The 16,176-nt window shown below is 43.0% G+C and carries 16 protein-coding genes; 13 read left to right on the top strand and 3 right to left on the bottom strand.

Going from position 1 to position 16,176, the window contains the following annotated elements; translation table 11 throughout:
• The first annotated feature begins 49 nt into the window (after window positions 1–49).
• From nudF to parC, 6 genes are all read left to right on the top strand, one after another.
• Complete coding sequence (nudF, locus tag AACW06_RS06795; RefSeq protein WP_192074513.1) at window positions 50–679, top strand: ADP-ribose diphosphatase; 630 nt, start codon at window positions 50–52, stop codon at window positions 677–679.
• The gene (locus AACW06_RS06790) at window positions 667–1,116 is read left to right on the top strand and encodes a DUF1249 family protein (protein WP_192074512.1); all 450 of its coding nucleotides are present in this window, start codon (window positions 667–669) and stop codon (window positions 1,114–1,116) included. Before nudF ends, AACW06_RS06790 begins: the two co-directional genes overlap by 13 nt.
• 70 nt (window positions 1,117–1,186) lie before the next feature.
• Complete coding sequence (cpdA, locus tag AACW06_RS06785; protein ID WP_192074511.1) at window positions 1,187–2,008, top strand: 3',5'-cyclic-AMP phosphodiesterase; 822 nt, start codon at window positions 1,187–1,189, stop codon at window positions 2,006–2,008.
• A gap of 1 nt (window position 2,009) precedes the next feature.
• Window positions 2,010–2,594, top strand: a complete 585-nt coding sequence (gene yqiA / locus AACW06_RS06780; RefSeq protein ID WP_192074510.1) for an esterase YqiA — start codon at window positions 2,010–2,012, stop codon at window positions 2,592–2,594.
• A gap of 212 nt (window positions 2,595–2,806) precedes the next feature.
• The gene (parE, locus tag AACW06_RS06775; protein WP_192074509.1) at window positions 2,807–4,687 is read left to right on the top strand and encodes a DNA topoisomerase IV subunit B; all 1,881 of its coding nucleotides are present in this window, start codon (window positions 2,807–2,809) and stop codon (window positions 4,685–4,687) included.
• 3 nt (window positions 4,688–4,690) lie between these two features.
• A complete protein-coding gene (gene parC, locus AACW06_RS06770; RefSeq protein WP_192074508.1) occupies window positions 4,691–6,967 on the top strand; it encodes a DNA topoisomerase IV subunit A in 2,277 nt (758 codons plus the stop codon).
• A 91-nt stretch (window positions 6,968–7,058) separates the two neighbouring features.
• Here parC and degS read toward each other — a convergent pair whose 3' ends face one another.
• The 3 genes from degS to zapG form a co-directional block, all read right to left on the bottom strand.
• A complete protein-coding gene (degS, locus tag AACW06_RS06765) occupies window positions 7,059–8,123 on the bottom strand; it encodes an outer membrane-stress sensor serine endopeptidase DegS (protein WP_192074507.1) in 1,065 nt (354 codons plus the stop codon).
• 141 nt (window positions 8,124–8,264) lie between these two features.
• The gene (locus AACW06_RS06760) at window positions 8,265–9,629 is read right to left on the bottom strand and encodes a DegQ family serine endoprotease (RefSeq protein WP_192074556.1); all 1,365 of its coding nucleotides are present in this window, start codon (window positions 9,627–9,629) and stop codon (window positions 8,265–8,267) included.
• 116 nt (window positions 9,630–9,745) lie between these two features.
• Window positions 9,746–10,189: a Z-ring associated protein ZapG gene (zapG, locus tag AACW06_RS06755; RefSeq protein ID WP_192074506.1), complete on the bottom strand. Its 444-nt coding sequence runs from the start codon at window positions 10,187–10,189 to the stop codon at window positions 9,746–9,748.
• A gap of 144 nt (window positions 10,190–10,333) precedes the next feature.
• Between zapG and zapE the strand changes: the two genes are divergently transcribed.
• From zapE to sspA, 7 genes are all read left to right on the top strand, one after another.
• On the top strand, window positions 10,334–11,437 hold the full coding sequence (gene zapE / locus AACW06_RS06750) for a cell division protein ZapE (protein ID WP_192074505.1): 1,104 nt from the start codon (window positions 10,334–10,336) through the stop codon (window positions 11,435–11,437).
• Window positions 11,438–11,671: 234 nt separating this feature from the next.
• A complete protein-coding gene (rplM, locus tag AACW06_RS06745) occupies window positions 11,672–12,100 on the top strand; it encodes a 50S ribosomal protein L13 (protein WP_053310764.1) in 429 nt (142 codons plus the stop codon).
• Window positions 12,101–12,115: 15 nt separating this feature from the next.
• Window positions 12,116–12,508, top strand: coding sequence for a 30S ribosomal protein S9 (rpsI, locus tag AACW06_RS06740; RefSeq protein ID WP_010318040.1), 393 nt, complete (start codon window positions 12,116–12,118; stop codon window positions 12,506–12,508).
• A 333-nt stretch (window positions 12,509–12,841) separates the two neighbouring features.
• On the top strand, window positions 12,842–13,435 hold the full coding sequence (petA, locus tag AACW06_RS06735; RefSeq protein WP_053310765.1) for a ubiquinol-cytochrome c reductase iron-sulfur subunit: 594 nt from the start codon (window positions 12,842–12,844) through the stop codon (window positions 13,433–13,435).
• Between the two features lie 2 nt (window positions 13,436–13,437).
• Window positions 13,438–14,703, top strand: coding sequence for a cytochrome b (locus AACW06_RS06730; RefSeq protein WP_192074504.1), 1,266 nt, complete (start codon window positions 13,438–13,440; stop codon window positions 14,701–14,703).
• Window positions 14,700–15,437: a cytochrome c1 gene (locus AACW06_RS06725; RefSeq protein WP_192074503.1), complete on the top strand. Its 738-nt coding sequence runs from the start codon at window positions 14,700–14,702 to the stop codon at window positions 15,435–15,437. Before AACW06_RS06730 ends, AACW06_RS06725 begins: the two co-directional genes overlap by 4 nt.
• A 99-nt stretch (window positions 15,438–15,536) precedes the next feature.
• Complete coding sequence (gene sspA / locus AACW06_RS06720; protein ID WP_053310768.1) at window positions 15,537–16,172, top strand: stringent starvation protein SspA; 636 nt, start codon at window positions 15,537–15,539, stop codon at window positions 16,170–16,172.
• The last annotated feature ends 4 nt before the right edge of the window (window positions 16,173–16,176 follow it).

Raw genomic sequence — 16,176 nt, 5'->3', positions numbered from 1 at the left:
TCGATGAATTCCATGATTAAACTATGAGATTCACCGAGTGAGGTTTCAAATGCAACAGTCTGATAAGCAACACAACACTTTTTCACCTGCGGATGTGGAAGTGCTCTCAAAAGAATCACTATTCCAAGGTTTTTTCCGAATGGTGAAATACCGTTTTAAACACAAGTTGTTTGAAGGAGGGTGGAGTGCACCTATCGAAAGAGAAATGTTCGAAAGAGGCCATGCCGCGGCGATGCTTGCTTATGATCCCACTCGAGATGAAGTGGTGATCATTGAGCAGATCCGTGTCGGTGCACTAGAACATGCACAGCCTTGGCAGTTAGAGATTGTCGCTGGCATTATTGATACCGATGAAAGTGCCGAACAAGTGGTGCGCCGAGAGTCGCTAGAAGAAGCGGGAGTGGAAGTTGGCCGAATCGAAAAAATCACCTCTTATTATCCATCAGCAGGAGGCTGCTCTGAAAGGTTAGATGTGTTTGTCGGCGAAGTGGATACGACTAAAGCGCAAGGTGTGCATGGGTTAGACTATGAAGGTGAAGACATTAAAGTGCATGTTATGAGCCGTGATGAAGCGTACCAATTGGTGAAAAGCGGACAAATTGAGAACGGTGCCTCAATAATTGCATTGCAATGGTTAGAGCTTAATTATCAGCATTTACAATCACTATGGCAGAGTTAGCATTGAAAAAAACGTATCACGTTGATTTGCCAGAGTTAATGCGCGTGTACGAAACCAATTACGCTAAGCTTAATGCTTTGTTGCCCCAGCAGCCGAGCGTCGGTGATTTGCGCTGCTATCAAGCTGCGAAAATGACATATCAATTACAAGTGCTAGAGGTCACAAAGTACACAACTTTAGTGGAGATTTGTCAGAGTGATGACGTTTCGGTGTTTCCATTGCCATCAATGTCTGTCAGGCTTTACCACGATGCGCGTATGTCGGAAGTTTGCTCAAGTGAGCAGTTAAATCAAGTGCAAGCGCGTTATGATTATCCCAATCGCAAAATGCTTCAAAAAGATGAGAAAGCACAGCTCAATCGTTTCTTGGGAGATTGGCTAACCTTTTGCTTGAAGCACGGTATCAGCCGTACACCTATTAGCATTCCTAAGAACTGATAGTATTCGCATAGACTAACAATATTCGTAAAAACTAAACCATTAGTCATTCAATTTGGATTAATAGATTTTGAACGTGTCGCCCACTTTAGACAATACAGACAGCATCAAACTGCTACAAATCACCGATACGCATCTTTTTGCTCCGGAAGATGGCAGTTTGCTAAGCGTCAATACCGTCGATAGCTTCAATGCTGTCGTTGCGGAGATATGTGCGCAAAACGTGGTTTATGATGCAGTTGTGGCGACTGGAGATATTTCTCAAGACCACAGTGCTGAATCATACCTGCGTTTTGCTGATGGTATTGCTGCATTAGATAAAACGTGTTTTTGGCTGCCTGGCAATCACGATTTTAAACCCAATATGGGAAGCGTATTTCCTTCAGCGCAAATCCAGCAGCCAGAACATGTTTTACTCGGTAAGCATTGGCAAATGATCTTGCTTGACTCACAGGTAGTGGGCGTCCCCCATGGCCGATTGAGCGATCAACAACTAGCACTGCTGGATGAACAGTTATCAGCATACCCACAACGGCATACTTTAGTTTTGCTTCATCATCATCCGTTATTGGTTGGTAGTGCTTGGCTTGATCAGCATACTTTGAAAGACAGTGATGCATTTTGGAATGTGGTTACCCAGCATCACAATGTGAAAGCGGTTGTGTGTGGTCATGTTCATCAAAACATGGATAAACTGCACCACGGTGTTAGAGTCATGGCTACGCCGTCCACTTGCATTCAATTTAAGCCTAATTCGGATGATTTTGCCTTAGATCGCACTTCACCAGGATGGCGAGAAATAGAGCTACTGTCAGATGGCCAAATCCATACTCAAGTAAAGCGTTTGGCCAACGGTGTGTTTCAACCCGATTTTAATGCCAATGGATACTAATATGACAAAACGTCAGCCTATGCTTCTTTATATCCATGGCTTTAACAGTTCACCGTTATCACATAAAGCCCAAGTGATGCTCAATTATTGCAAAGAGCATCGTCCCGATATCAAAGTACTCATCCCTAGGTTGCCTTGTTTTCCTGCACAAACAGCAGAGTATTTGCTTGATATTGTTGAGCAATATCAAGAGCACTATCAAATAGCTTTAGTTGGTAGCTCACTGGGTGGGTATCTGTCTATTTGGTTGAACCATCTATTTGATTTTAGAGTTGTGCTGATAAACCCTGCTATTAAGCCCTATGAGCTGTTGGCTGACTTTCTGGGAGAGCAAGTTAATCCATATACTCAAGAACATTATGTGCTGCAAGCGAAGCACATTGAAGAGCTTAAGGCGCTAGAAGTCTCGATTAACAATGTCAACTCATTGTGGTTGTTACAGCAAATGGGCGATGAGGTTTTAGATTATCACCAAGCCGTTAATAAACTGGTTGGTTCGAAACAGACTGTTGAATTGGGGGGAGATCATAGCTTTGTCAATTTTGAGCGCTACCCACAACAAATCATCGATTTCCTCAAACTCTGAGAGCTTCATTGAGGGAGGAGTCATAATTTTACCTGTTACTTACTCATCTCACTTGACATAAGCAAGCCTCTTCCAGACTATGTTCCACCTATACTTTTGCAGTTTGTAACGTTGAAAGATTCAGCGTTGTTGTCACTAATTAATCAAAATCACACAATTCATAGACTGCTGAAAAAGTAACGAATCATTTATCTATAAAAGCATTCCGTATTATGACTGAACAATATAATGCTGGAGCCATTGAGGTTCTTAATGGCTTAGAACCAGTACGTCGCCGACCAGGGATGTATACGGATACAGCGCGCCCGAACCATTTGGGCCAAGAAGTTATCGATAACAGTGTCGATGAAGCGCTAGCCGGACATGCCTCCAAGGTGCAAGTTATTCTCCACGCTGATCAATCATTAGAAGTGATTGATGATGGGCGTGGTATGCCTGTTGATATTCACCCTGAAGAGAAAATTTCAGGCGTAGAGCTTATTTTCTGTAAATTGCATGCAGGTGGTAAGTTTTCCAATAAAAACTACCAGTTCTCTGGTGGTCTGCATGGCGTTGGCATATCTGTCGTGAACGCCTTGTCTAAACGAGTCGAAGTCAGCGTTCGCCGTGATGGACAAGTGTATGAAATGGCATTCGAACATGGCAATAAAGTTGAAGAATTGACCGTAACCGGTACTTGTGGCCGTCGCAATAAAGGGACTAGTGTCCACTTTTGGCCAGATACCAGCTACTTTGATTCCCCCAATTTTTCGGTGACTCGCCTAATCAACAACTTGCGTGCCAAAGCAGTGCTTTGTCCAGGTCTGGAGATTACCTTTAGCGACAAAGTGAACAACAACGAATATCGTTGGTACTACGAAGATGGGTTAAAAGATTACCTCGCCGAAGGCGTCAAGGGTTACACCTTATTGCCTGAAGAGCCATTTACTGGTGAGTTTGTTGCTGACACTGAAGCGGCAAACTGGGCGGTAATATGGTTACCAGAAGGCGGTGAGATGATCACCGAAAGCTATGTCAACCTGATCCCAACCGCTCAAGGTGGTACGCACGTTAATGGTTTACGTCAAGGTTTGCTCGATGCAATGCGCGAATTCTGCGAGTTCCGCAACTTATTGCCACGTGGCGTTAAATTAACGGGTGAAGATGTCTTTGACCGCTGTTCTTATGTGCTGTCGGTTAAGATGCAAGACCCACAGTTTGCTGGCCAAACCAAAGAGCGTCTCTCTTCACGTCAAACCGCTGCATTTGTTTCTGGCGTGCTTAAAGATTCTTTCAGCTTATGGTTAAATGAAAAACCTCAATTGGCCGAGCAATTGGCTGAAGTCTGTATTGCAAATGCTCATCGCCGCATGCGCGCCAGTAAGAAAGTGGTACGTAAGAAAATAGCGTCAGGGCCTGCTTTGCCTGGTAAATTGACCGATTGTTCAGTACAAGATCTTAGCCGCACCGAAATATTCTTCGTCGAAGGAGACTCGGCAGGAGGTTCTGCCAAGCAAGCTCGTGACCGTGAATTCCAAGCAGTGATGCCGTTGCGCGGTAAAATATTGAACACATGGGAAGTCTCTGCTGATCAAGTTCTTGCTTCCCAAGAAGTTCACGACATATCCGTGGCGTTAGGAATTGACCCAGATAACGATGACCTAGATGGTTTACGTTACGGCAAAGTGTGTATTCTTGCCGATGCGGATTCTGATGGACTACACATCGCGACATTATTGTGCGCCTTATTCACCAAGCATTTTAAAGCACTTGTACAAGCGGGGCATATCTTTGTGGCTATGCCACCTTTGTATCGTATCGACTGTGGTAAAGAAGTGTTTTATGCCTTAGATGATGCTGAAAAAGATGGCATTTTAGAGCGTCTAAGTAAGAAAAAAGCAAAAATCAACGTGCAACGATTCAAAGGTCTGGGTGAGATGAACCCGCTTCAGCTACGCGAAACGACAATGGATCCGAATACGCGTCGTTTGGTTCAATTGACGATTGATGATGCTGTCGCAACTGATGAAATGATGGATATGTTGCTGGGTAAGAAGCGAGCGGATGATCGCCGTGCGTGGTTGCAACGTTATGGTGATATGGCTGAGGTGTAATAGATGTCAACAGAAATAACCTATGATGGCGTTGAACAACTGCCGCTGCGCAAGTTTACCGAAGACGCTTATCTTAACTATTCGATGTACGTCATTATGGACCGTGCATTACCGTATATTGGTGATGGTTTAAAACCGGTTCAACGACGTATTATTTATGCCATGTCAGAGCTTGGTCTCTCTGCTGCGGCAAAATATAAGAAATCAGCCCGTACTGTTGGTGACGTGTTGGGTAAATACCACCCACATGGCGACTCTGCATGTTATGAAGCTATGGTACTGATGGCGCAACCTTTCTCTTATCGTTACCCATTAGTGGACGGTCAAGGGAACTGGGGGGCTCCAGATGACCCGAAATCATTCGCGGCAATGCGTTATACCGAAGCGAAATTGTCTAAGTTTGCTGAGGTATTACTCGGAGAGCTTGGTCAAGGTAATGTGGATTGGCAGCCTAACTTTGATGGCACTATGAAAGAGCCCAAAATGCTACCAGCACGCCTGCCTCATATTCTGCTCAATGGGGTAACTGGTATTGCAGTCGGTATGGCAACGGATATTCCGCCACATAACGTGCGTGAAATTGCCGAGGCCACTATTCACTTAATTGATCACCCCAGCGCTGATCTGCCTGATGTGATGCAGTATGTTCAAGGTCCAGATTATCCAACCGAAGCTGAAATCATTTCACCGAAGGGCGATCTCGAGAAAATTTATCGCTCTGGTCGCGGTAGTGTGAAAATGCGTGCGGTTTGGCACAAAGAAGGTGCTGATATCGTCATTACAGCGCTCCCTCATCAAGTATCTGGCGCTAAGTTACTAGAGCAAATTGCCAATCAAATGCGTGCGAAAAAGCTGCCGATGGTTGAAGATTTACGTGACGAATCGGATCATGAAAATCCGACCCGTATCGTAATTGTGCCACGTTCAAATCGTGTCGATTGTGATTTATTAATGAGTCATCTATTCGCATCGACAGATTTAGAGAAAAGCTTTCGCGTTAACTTGAATATGATCGGCTTAGACAACCGTCCGCAAGTGAAAGGCTTAGTACAAGTTCTGTCGGAATGGATTGAATTTCGTCGCACAACGGTACGTCGTCGTTTGCAATATCGTCTTGATAAAGTGATGGCTCGCTTGCACATTTTAGAAGGTTTGTTAGCGGCGTATTTGAATATCGATGAAGTCATCGAAATTATTCGAACCGAAGATGACCCACGACCTGTTTTAATGAGTCGTTTTAATATTTCAGAAATTCAAGCTGATGCGATTCTGGATATTAAACTGCGCAATCTTGCTAAGTTGGAAGAGTTCAAAATTCGAGCTGAGCAAGACGAGCTCGAAAAAGAGCGTGAAAAACTAGAGCAACTATTAGGCTCAGAACGTCGTCTGAATACGTTATTGAAAAAAGAGATTAAAGCCGATGCTGATAAGTACGGTGATGATCGTCGTTCTCCATTAGTTGAGCGTGCTGAAGCTAAAGCATTAACAGAGCGTGATCTGGTACCAAGTGAAGCGATTACTGTTGTGCTTTCAGAAAAAGGCTGGGTGCGTCACGCCAAAGGGCATGATGTCGATTGCCAAGGTTTAAACTATAAATCGGGTGATCAATACCTTGCTCATGCTTGTGGTAAGAGTAACCAGCAGGCGGTGTTCTTAGGTAGTGATGGGCGAAGTTATTCGTTGGAGTCACATTCTTTACCATCTGCACGTAGCCAAGGTGAACCGATTACTGGGCGCTTAAATATCACCGAGGGATCGTCAATTCGCCAAGTTGTGATGGGTGAAGATGACCAGTTGTGGCTAGTCGGCTCTGATGCTGGTTATGGGTTTGTATGCAAAGGTAGTGAATTACTGTCGAAGAACCGCAGCGGTAAAGCTTTGGTCAACTTGCCTGAAAATTCAGAAATCATGCCACCACAAGCGATTGGTAACCTTGATGCGGATGAGATTCTAGCGATTACTAACCAAGGGCGAATGCTCCTTTTCCCTATCAAAGATTTACCTCAGTTAAGCAAAGGTAAAGGGAATAAGATCATCAATATTCCTGCGGCGAAGTCGAAAGATCGTGAAGAGTTTGTTTCTCACTTAATGTCTTTACCACAAGGTGTTTCCATTACACTTTATGCGGGCAAACGTAAGCTTGGATTGAAAGCGAGTGATTTAGATAACTTCCGTGGTGAACGAGGACGCAGAGGTGGTTTATTACCACGAGGTTTACAGCGCGTCACCAGTATTGAAATTGAAGCAGAACCTGCGACATCCTTAGCTGAAGAAGAGTAATTAAACCAACAAAAAGCCCCGAATATCGGGGCTTTTTTGCTTGTATCTTTAAACCACCGCCTTGGGTGGTGATTGTTTTTGACTGTCAAATTTATTCGCGTAAATCTTCGGCAATGGTCACTGGCAAGATGACTTCCTCACCCTTGCGAAGAATTAATATTTCTACGGTTCTGCCTGGTCGCAGATCGGTTACGATATCCATAACATTTTGCTGGCCATTAATTTTCTTACCATCAATTTTTAGAATAATATCACGCTTTGCAAATCCAGCTTCCGCCGCTGGGCCATTAGGATCTATGCCTAGTACGACAATGCCGCCAATATGTTCACTGCCAAGCAGTCGCGAAGTGACTGGTGTAATGTCTTGTCCATCAACACCGATATAACCGCGGATAACACGTCCATCAGCGATGATTTTTTCCATGATGGTATTAGCAAGTTTGTATGGAATGGCGAAGGAGATCCCATAGGTTTCCATATTTGTTGCCTGTTGGAACGATGCTGTATTAATCCCTACCAATTCACCTTGCGTATTAACTAATGCCCCGCCAGAGTTCCCTTCATTAATTGCCGCATCCGTTTGAATGAAGGCTTGTCGACCATCGGCACTGATAGAAGAGCGTCCAGTCGCTGAAATGATGCCAAAAGTGGTGGTTTGCCCTAGGTTATAAGGGTTACCGATGGCTAAAACGATATCACCAACCTTAGCTGAATAGTTTGAGTTAAGCGGAATTACAGGTAAGTTTGTTCCTTCAATTCGTAAAATGGCAATATCTGTTCGACGATCTTTACCGACTAACTGCGCAGCTGCAATTCGACCGTCTTGCAGCGCAGCGACAATTTGATCGGCCTGCGCCACCACGTGATAATTGGTGATGATATAACCTTTCTCGCTAACAATAACACCAGAGCCTAAGCCTTGAATTGATAATTTTTTCGAGCCATTTTCTGTATATTTCTGATTGTAGATATTGACCACGGCCGGTGCTGCACGACGAACAGCTTGATTGAAGGATAGTTGCAGTGAACCGATATCGGCAGGTTCGGCATTATTCGGTGTGGTTAGAACATTTGAGCGTAGGGAAGGAATAGCCAGTAATAGAATCACTCCGGTAATTAATCCAATTCCAACGGAACGGGCTAGAAAACTAAGCATACTTTCCCCAAATAAAACTTATGATTTACTCAGGATATTTTTCTGAGTCTGAAAGGGGAAGAATAGCACTACCTGCTTAAATAAGGAAAGGGCAGCATTAAATATGCTGCCCCACTGAACAAATGTACCTAATGATATGTGTTAACGAACAACCAAATAAATTGTTCTATCTCCACGTTGGATATTCAGTGCAAGCACACTTGATTTCTTCTCTAACAGAGCTCGCAAGTCTGCTAGGTTTTTTACTCGCTTACGATTGACGCCAATAATGATGTCACCTTTCTGTAATTGATAGGCTTCTGCGGCCGATCCTTTTTCTATATTGGTGACTTTCACTCCAGCGATGGGATCACTGTCTGTTGTATTGGTTAACTCCGCCCCAGTTAAGCCTTCATGTAGTTGTTCAGCTTTGGTTTTGGTGTTGTTTTCACCCAATGTGACTTTAAATGTCTCAGATTTACCGTCGCGCATCACGCCTAAAGTGATTTCTTTACCAGCGCCTAAGGTTGCCACTTTTGCTCTTAATTCACTGAATGTGTCAATTTTCTTTCCATTAAGGGTAGCAATGACATCACCTGCTTTTAGCCCTGCGTTGTCTGCGGCGCTACCTTCAATCACCTGACTGACAAACGCTCCTTTGCTTGACTCATAACCTAAAGCATCAGCAAGTTCAGAGGTAATTTCTCCACCTTGGACACCAAGCATGCCACGTTTTACTTCACCAAATTCTAGAATTTGTTCTGTGAGGTTTTTCATCATATTTGATGGGATAGCAAAGCCGATCCCCACGTTGCCGCCATTAGGCCCTAAAATAGCAGTATTGATACCAATCAATTCACCATTGAGGTTGACCAGAGCGCCACCGGAATTACCGCTGTTAATTGCTGCGTCGGTTTGGATAAAGTTTTCAAAATTTTCAATATTCAAACCACTACGGCCAAGTGCCGACACAATACCGGAGGTAACGGTTTGTCCTAGACCAAATGGATTACCGATAGCGACAGTGAAATCTCCAACACGTAATTGATCGGAATCTGCAATTTTAATTTGCGTTAAGTTTTTCGCTTTTTCTAATTTAAGCAAAGCGATATCGGACATTTTGTCGCCACCAACCAGTTCTGCATCGTATTCTCGACCATCATGAAGAGTGACTAATATTTTATCGGCCCCATTAATTACGTGATAGTTAGTGACGACATAGCCTTTATCGGCATCGGTGACCACGCCAGAACCTAACCCTCTAAACGGTCGTTCTTGAAGTTGATCGATTGGAAAATCAGGGCCAAAGAAAAATTTGAACTGTTCTGGAATTCGCTGCTGAGATACCTGCGTTCCTTCAACAGAAATACTGACCACGGCGGGGGTCACACGTTCTAGCATTGGTGCCAAGCTAGGGAGTTGCTCGCCATCTACGGAAAAGGGAAGTGCAGCAACAGCTGGCAGTGGGGTGATGATTGAACTTAAACTTAAAGACAGTGCTGTTAGGACGAGTAAAGGTTTTTTCATCATGAGCTCCTTTGGATTAATGCCTTCGAAGTTTAATATTTGTACTAAATATTAAACTTCAACACTCTTCGTGAGGATTATGACTCAAAAACCTTTATAAAGTTCATGATAGACAATTAAGAAGCATTCACCTTAACGACGTCTGCAGATCGAATAACTTCTTTTTCAGGGGTGTTAAAAAGCCCCGTTGCGCCATTGGCGTAATCTTTAGGTGCTTGCTCTAAAATACAGCTATCAACTTTGTCTGACTCATGATGTTGGGCAATTTTTTTGATAAACGGATTATCTTGTTCTGGCATGTTGGGTAAAAGATCGGCAGAGGTTTTCGCCATATGCTGATACAGTTTTGTGTAATCCTTGCCTAACGTGTCTAACATTTCTGCAGTTTGCGCAAAATGATCAGACAGCTCTTGCTTTTGTTGCTCTAGGTTAAATTTCGCGTTATCTAATTCTTTTTGTAGAGACTTTTGATTCTTATACTGAGGCGTAGTGAGTCGAGAAATAATCACTCCTAGCACCGCCCCTACCAGTAAGCCTACAACGGCATATATCCAAGGCATAACAGCTCCTTATTGTTGTTATTTAACATGTTTTTTACCTGTTGGTTACACATGTCGTTTGGACATGTTACTATGACTCTTCTAGTCGATAAAGCGAAATACGCCAAATATCAGTACCAATTTCATTCGATGCAGTAGGCGGTTATGACACCTAAACAGAAATACAGACAAGATATAGAAAAGTTTGGTTTTCAGCACGATGACGCGCAAGCGCAAGCCGTCGATGCTTTAGATTTACTGTATCACCAGTTACAAGATTATCTTAACCAACCAGTGGTGACATTTTCAGCATTTCAAAAGTTGTTAGGTCGTAAAGCACCTCAAGTCATACCGCCAAAAGGTTTGTATTTTTGGGGCGGTGTTGGAAGGGGTAAAACTTATCTGATGGATACGTTTTTTGAGTCATTGCCAACTCCTAAGAAAATGCGTGTTCACTTTCACCGTTTCATGCACCGTGTTCATGATGAACTAAAACTGTTAGACGGTGTTGAAGAACCTCTTGATAAAGTGGCTGACAAATTTAAGTCTGAAGTTGAAATTATCTGTTTTGATGAGTTTTTTGTTTCTGATATCACCGACGCAATGATACTCGGCACACTTTTCCAGGCTTTATTTAAAAGAGGGATGGTTTTGGTCGCCACGTCCAATATTCCTCCGCATGATTTATATCGTAATGGATTACAGCGAGCTCGCTTTTTACCTGCGATTCATTTAATTGAATCCAACTGTCTAGTGCTTAATGTAGATAGTGGTATCGATTATCGCTTGAGGACTTTAAAACAAGCTGAGATCTACCATTTCCCTTTAGATGCTAAAGCGGATAACAATTTGCAGACTTACTATTCACAGCTGACTGGTGAGGGGAAGGCTGTTATTAATCAAATCGAAATAAACCACCGTGTTTTATCCGTAGTTAAAGCGAGTGATGGCGTACTTCACGCCACTTTTGAGCAACTTTGTCAAAGTGCTCGCAGTCAAAATGACTATATAGAACTATCGAAAATTTATCACACTGTGCTTTTAGCGAATGTAAAACAGATGGATAGCACCATTGATGATGCTACAAGACGATTTATTGCCTTGGTTGATGAATTTTATGAGCGTCAAGTGAAGTTGATTATTTCCGCAGAGGTTGACTTAAAAAACCTTTATCTTGGTGGATTACTAGAATTTGAGTTTAAACGTTGTCAATCACGTCTTATTGAAATGCAAAGCCATGAGTATTTAGCTAAACCGCACCTTGCGTAGCGGATTTTGCACTTACACTTAAGTTGAAATAAAAATCGTGATTTTGTTCAAAAAGGGGTGATTTTTTCAACTGACTTCTCTATAATCCTGCGACCCACCGTTACTGCAGGTCAGTTTCTTTGAAACATAAGACCGAGAGCACCAAGCGCTCGAAGGGGTGATGACTGGACTCTTAGACAGTGGGAGCAATATGCTCCTTTTAGTGTAAATTTTATTTAACGGGTTATTATTAGCATGAAAACTTTCGTTGCTAAACCAGAAACTGTAAAACGCGACTGGTATATCGTAGACGCAGAGGGTAAAACCCTTGGCCGTCTAGCAAGTGAAATTGCATCTCGCCTACGTGGCAAACATAAAGCTGAATACACTCCTCACGTAGACACAGGTGATTACATCATCGTTGTTAACGCTGAGAAAGTTACTGTAACTGGTAACAAAGCAGCAGCTAAAACTTACTACCGTCACACTGAATTTCCAGGCGGCTTAAAATCAATCACTTTTGATAAGTTGATTGTTCGTAAGCCTGAAATGGCGATTGAGCTAGCGGTTAAAGGTATGCTACCACGTGGTCCTCTAGGCCGTGCTATGTACCGTAAGCTGAAAGTTTACGCTGGCGCTGAGCACAACCATGCTGCTCAACAACCAAAAGTACTAGACATCTAATTGGGGATTTCGAAAATGGCAGAGAATCAATACTACGGCACTGGCCGTCGCAAAAGCTCAGCTGCACGCGTTTTTATTAAACCAGGCAGCGGCAACATCGTAATCAACAAGCGTAGCCTTGATGTTTACTTTGGTCGTCCAACTTCTCGTATGGTTGTTAAACAACCTCTTGAGCTAGTTGAACTAACAGAGAAACTAGATCTATACATTACTGTTAAAGGTGGTGGTATTTCTGGTCAAGCAGGTGCTATCCGTCACGGTATCACTCGCGCTCTAATGGAATACGATGAATCACTACGTCCTGTTCTACGTGCAGCTGGCTACGTTACTCGCGACGCTCGTTGCGTTGAACGTAAGAAAGTTGGTCTACGTAAAGCACGTCGTAAACCACAATTCTCTAAGCGTTAATCTTTTATATCAGAAGATATACGCTTCCAGTTTTACTGGGAATTGCGATTCAAAAAGCTCGGTATTTATACCGAGCTTTTTTGTTTTTTAGCGTAAACAAAAGCTCACTTCTCTAATCACATCATTTAGTTATTAATCTTTAATGCCCCTTTTGTGACGTCACGTGCGATTTATCTCACGAATGTTACAAAAAAGTAGCTTTATCTTGTCAAAAAGTAGGGTTTTATTTATCATTTGCCATCAAATAAATACAACTAGATTCGTATTTTGTTAGCCATGCTCTTATAAGCGGAATAACAATAATCCACAAGGAGCAAATGGGAGAATGTTTGGATGAGCAATGCGCCTTTAAATAACGGCCGCAGACGTTTCTTAACCGCAACAACAGCTGTTGTTGGTGGTTTAGGTGCAGCTGCTGTCGCCGTTCCTTTTATTAAATCTTGGAACCCAAGTGCAAGAGCAAAAGCCGCGGGTGCCCCTGTTGAAGTTGAAATCGGAAAGCTTGAAGAAGGACAAATGGTCCGTGTCGAGTGGCGTGGCAAGCCGGTATGGGTTGTTCGTCGATCTCAATCTGTTGTTGATGGGTTGAAAGAGATTGAAAATCAACTTCGAGATCCTCAATCGGGAGAGCAACAACAACCAGATTATGCTCAAAATGCTTACCGCTCAATAAAGCCTGAGTATTTTGTTGCTGTTGGTATTTGTACCCACCTTGGTTGTTCACCAAGCTATTTACCTGACTCTTTTAGTGAACAAGTTCAAGGCGTGAAATCAGGTTTCTTCTGTCCTTGTCATGGTTCTAAATTTGATATGGCTGGCCGGGTTTTTCAAGGTGTTCCAGCGCCATTAAACCTCGTTATCCCTAAATATATGTACCTCAGCGATACTCGCATTGTCATTGGTATTGACGAAACAGGGGAGGCCTAATAATGCAAGTCTTACTTGATTGGGTAGAAAAGCGTTTACCTGCAATGAACGCGTATAAAAAACACCTTTCTGAATACCCAATGCCGAAAAACTTCAATTTTTGGTATTTGTTTGGTTCATTAGCTATGTTGGTGCTAGTTAACCAGTTGGTTACTGGTGTTTGGTTGACCATGAACTATGTGCCATCGGGTGAAGGTGCTTTTGCTTCTGTTGAATACATCATGCGTGATGTCGAATACGGTTGGTTATTGCGTTATATGCACTCTACTGGTGCTTCTGCATTCTTCGTGGTGGTTTATCTGCACATGTTCCGTGGCTTAATTTATGGTTCTTACCAAAAGCCTCGTGAATTATTGTGGATCTTTGGCATGCTGATTTTCCTTGTACTGATGGCTGAAGCTTTCATGGGGTATCTACTGCCATGGGGTCAAATGTCGTATTGGGGGGCTCAGGTTATCATTTCTTTGTTTGGTGCCATCCCTGTTATTGGTGATGACCTAACATTGTGGATCCGTGGTGACTATGTTATCTCTGGTGCAACGCTGAACCGTTTCTTCGCATTACACGTTATTGCGTTGCCTATCGTGCTACTACTATTGATTGTCTTGCATATTCTTGCTCTTCATGAGGTGGGGTCAAATAACCCTGATGGTATTGAAACCAAGTTGCCAAAAGGCAAAATGGGCGATGGTTACCAAACACAATTTAAATTCCATGAATACTATACGAAGAAATACGACATCATTGACTCAGTACCTTTCCATCCTTACGGCACGGTGAAAGATCTTATTGGTGTAGCAGGCTTCTTATTCCTTTTCTGCTATGTGCTGTTCTTTAACCCAGAAATGGGTGGCTATTTCCTTGAGCCGCCAAACTTTGAGGCTGCTAACCCGCTAAAAACACCGGCACATATTGCCCCTGTATGGTACTTCACCCCGTTCTATGCCATTTTGCGTGCAGTACCAGATAAGCTAATTGGTGTGGTTGCCATGGGCGCTTCTATTGTTGTGCTTTTCCTATTGCCTTGGCTTGACCGTTGTAAAGTTCGCTCTTACCGCTACCGTAGTAAGATCCACTTAATCAACATTATTCAGTTCACTATCTGCTTTATTGCGTTAGGTGTTTTAGGTGCGTTGCCTGCGACAACAACTTATACATTGCTTGCACGTATATTCAGCGTTGGTTACTTCATGTTCTTCGTTCTGTTGTTCTTCTACAGTAAAAATGAAGCAACGAAACCATTACCAGAGAGGGTGACATTTAAATGAAAAAGTGGATTGTAATTTTGTTTGCAATGCTGCCATCTCTAGCTTTGGCTGCAGGAGCTAACGTACATCTTGATAAAGCAAATAATGACTTAACCGACCAAGCATCGCTGCAAAATGGTGCCAAGCTGTTTATGAATTACTGCTTTGGTTGTCACTCGACGCAATACCAGCGTTATGAGCGAGTGGCAACAGATTTTGGTATTCCAGCGGATCTGATGAAGGAAAGTTTAATCTTTGATCCGAATGCGAAAATTGGCCAACTGATGGAGAATGCGATACCTGACAAATCTGCGGCAAAATGGTTTGGTGCTGCACCACCTGATTTGACCTTGGTTGCTCGAGTTCGTGGAACAGATTGGTTATACACTTATCTTCGTTCTTTCTATGCTGATCCTAGCCGTCCATTTGGTGTGAACAATATTGTGTTCCCAAGCGTGGGTATGCCACATGTGCTTGAAGAACTGCAAGGCATTCCTCAGCCAGTCTACGGGACGCACCAAGTTGATGGTGAAGAAGTTGAAGTGGTTGTCGGGACTCAGTCTGATGGTACAGGTGAACTGAGCCAAAGCGAGTATGATCAGGCGGTTCGTGATCTGGTTAATTTCTTGGACTATTCAGCGGAGCCCGTTAAGTTAGAGCGTCAATCACTTGGTTGGTGGGTAATGGCATTCTTAGTTCTATTTACCATTGTCGTTGTAATGCTTAAGAAAGAATATTGGCGCGATGTGCACTAATTGTGCTATTATGCGGCGCTAATTTCTGATTTTTATTGAATCATCAATGGAGGCTTAGCCTCCATTGTTTTTATTTCTGTAAGTGTGCTGGAGGGCTCCATGGCTGTAGCTGCCAATAAACGTTCTGTGATGACGCTATTTTCGAGTGCATCTGATATGTATAGTCATCAGGTTCGTATTGTTCTAGCGGAAAAAGGTGTCAGTGTTGAGGTTGAATTAGTGGATGAAGCTAATTTACCTGCTGAGCTTATCGAGCTAAACCCATATAAGACAGTACCAACTCTTGTTGATCGTGAGCTCGCGCTTTACGACTCAAAGATCATCATGGAATATTTAGATGAGCGTTTTCCTCATCCACCATTGATGCCTGTTTACCCGGTTGCTCGTGGTAATAGCCGTTTGATGATCTACCGTATCGAGAGAAACTGGTACTCACTTGCTGAGAAAGTAGTTAAAGGCAATGCTGAAGAGTCAGAAGCTGCACGTAATAAGTTGCGCAATGATCTACTAACTCTTGGTCCTGTATTTGCTGAATATGAGTACTTTATGAGCGAAGAGTTCAGCTTAATTGACTGTTATCTTGCACCTTTATTGTGGCGTTTACCTGAATTAGGTATTGAGTTAATCGGTCCTGGTTCTAAAGAGCTGAAAATTTACATGAATCGTGTATTTGAACGTGATTCATTCTTGGCTTCTTTGACGGAAGCTGAACGTGAGATGCGTTTGGTTCGTTAAGGTA

It is taken from the genome of Vibrio sp. S12_S33 (genome assembly GCF_963889785.1).
Classification (GTDB): Bacteria; Pseudomonadota; Gammaproteobacteria; order Enterobacterales; family Vibrionaceae; genus Vibrio; species Vibrio aestuarianus.
This window is presented reverse-complemented; position numbering and strand designations above follow the sequence as displayed.

What these genes read in the sequence shown, in the direction of transcription:
- AACW06_RS06790 (WP_192074512.1), top strand. Translation starts at nt 667, where the DNA reads ATGGCAGAGTTAGCATTGAAAAAAACGTATCACGTTGATTTGCCAGAG.
- petA (WP_053310765.1), top strand. Translation starts at nt 12,842, where the DNA reads ATGAGCAATGCGCCTTTAAATAACGGCCGCAGACGTTTCTTAACCGCA.
- AACW06_RS06760 (WP_192074556.1), bottom strand. Translation starts at nt 9,629, where the DNA reads ATGAAAAAACCTTTACTCGTCCTAACAGCACTGTCTTTAAGTTTAAGT.
- parE (WP_192074509.1), top strand. Translation starts at nt 2,807, where the DNA reads ATGACTGAACAATATAATGCTGGAGCCATTGAGGTTCTTAATGGCTTA.
- rpsI (WP_010318040.1), top strand. Translation starts at nt 12,116, where the DNA reads ATGGCAGAGAATCAATACTACGGCACTGGCCGTCGCAAAAGCTCAGCT.
- yqiA (WP_192074510.1), top strand. Translation starts at nt 2,010, where the DNA reads ATGACAAAACGTCAGCCTATGCTTCTTTATATCCATGGCTTTAACAGT.
- AACW06_RS06730 (WP_192074504.1), top strand. Translation starts at nt 13,438, where the DNA reads ATGCAAGTCTTACTTGATTGGGTAGAAAAGCGTTTACCTGCAATGAAC.
- rplM (WP_053310764.1), top strand. Translation starts at nt 11,672, where the DNA reads ATGAAAACTTTCGTTGCTAAACCAGAAACTGTAAAACGCGACTGGTAT.
- zapG (WP_192074506.1), bottom strand. Translation starts at nt 10,189, where the DNA reads ATGCCTTGGATATATGCCGTTGTAGGCTTACTGGTAGGGGCGGTGCTA.
- nudF (WP_192074513.1), top strand. Translation starts at nt 50, where the DNA reads ATGCAACAGTCTGATAAGCAACACAACACTTTTTCACCTGCGGATGTG.
- sspA (WP_053310768.1), top strand. Translation starts at nt 15,537, where the DNA reads ATGGCTGTAGCTGCCAATAAACGTTCTGTGATGACGCTATTTTCGAGT.
- zapE (WP_192074505.1), top strand. Translation starts at nt 10,334, where the DNA reads ATGACACCTAAACAGAAATACAGACAAGATATAGAAAAGTTTGGTTTT.
- parC (WP_192074508.1), top strand. Translation starts at nt 4,691, where the DNA reads ATGTCAACAGAAATAACCTATGATGGCGTTGAACAACTGCCGCTGCGC.
- AACW06_RS06725 (WP_192074503.1), top strand. Translation starts at nt 14,700, where the DNA reads ATGAAAAAGTGGATTGTAATTTTGTTTGCAATGCTGCCATCTCTAGCT.
- degS (WP_192074507.1), bottom strand. Translation starts at nt 8,123, where the DNA reads ATGCTTAGTTTTCTAGCCCGTTCCGTTGGAATTGGATTAATTACCGGA.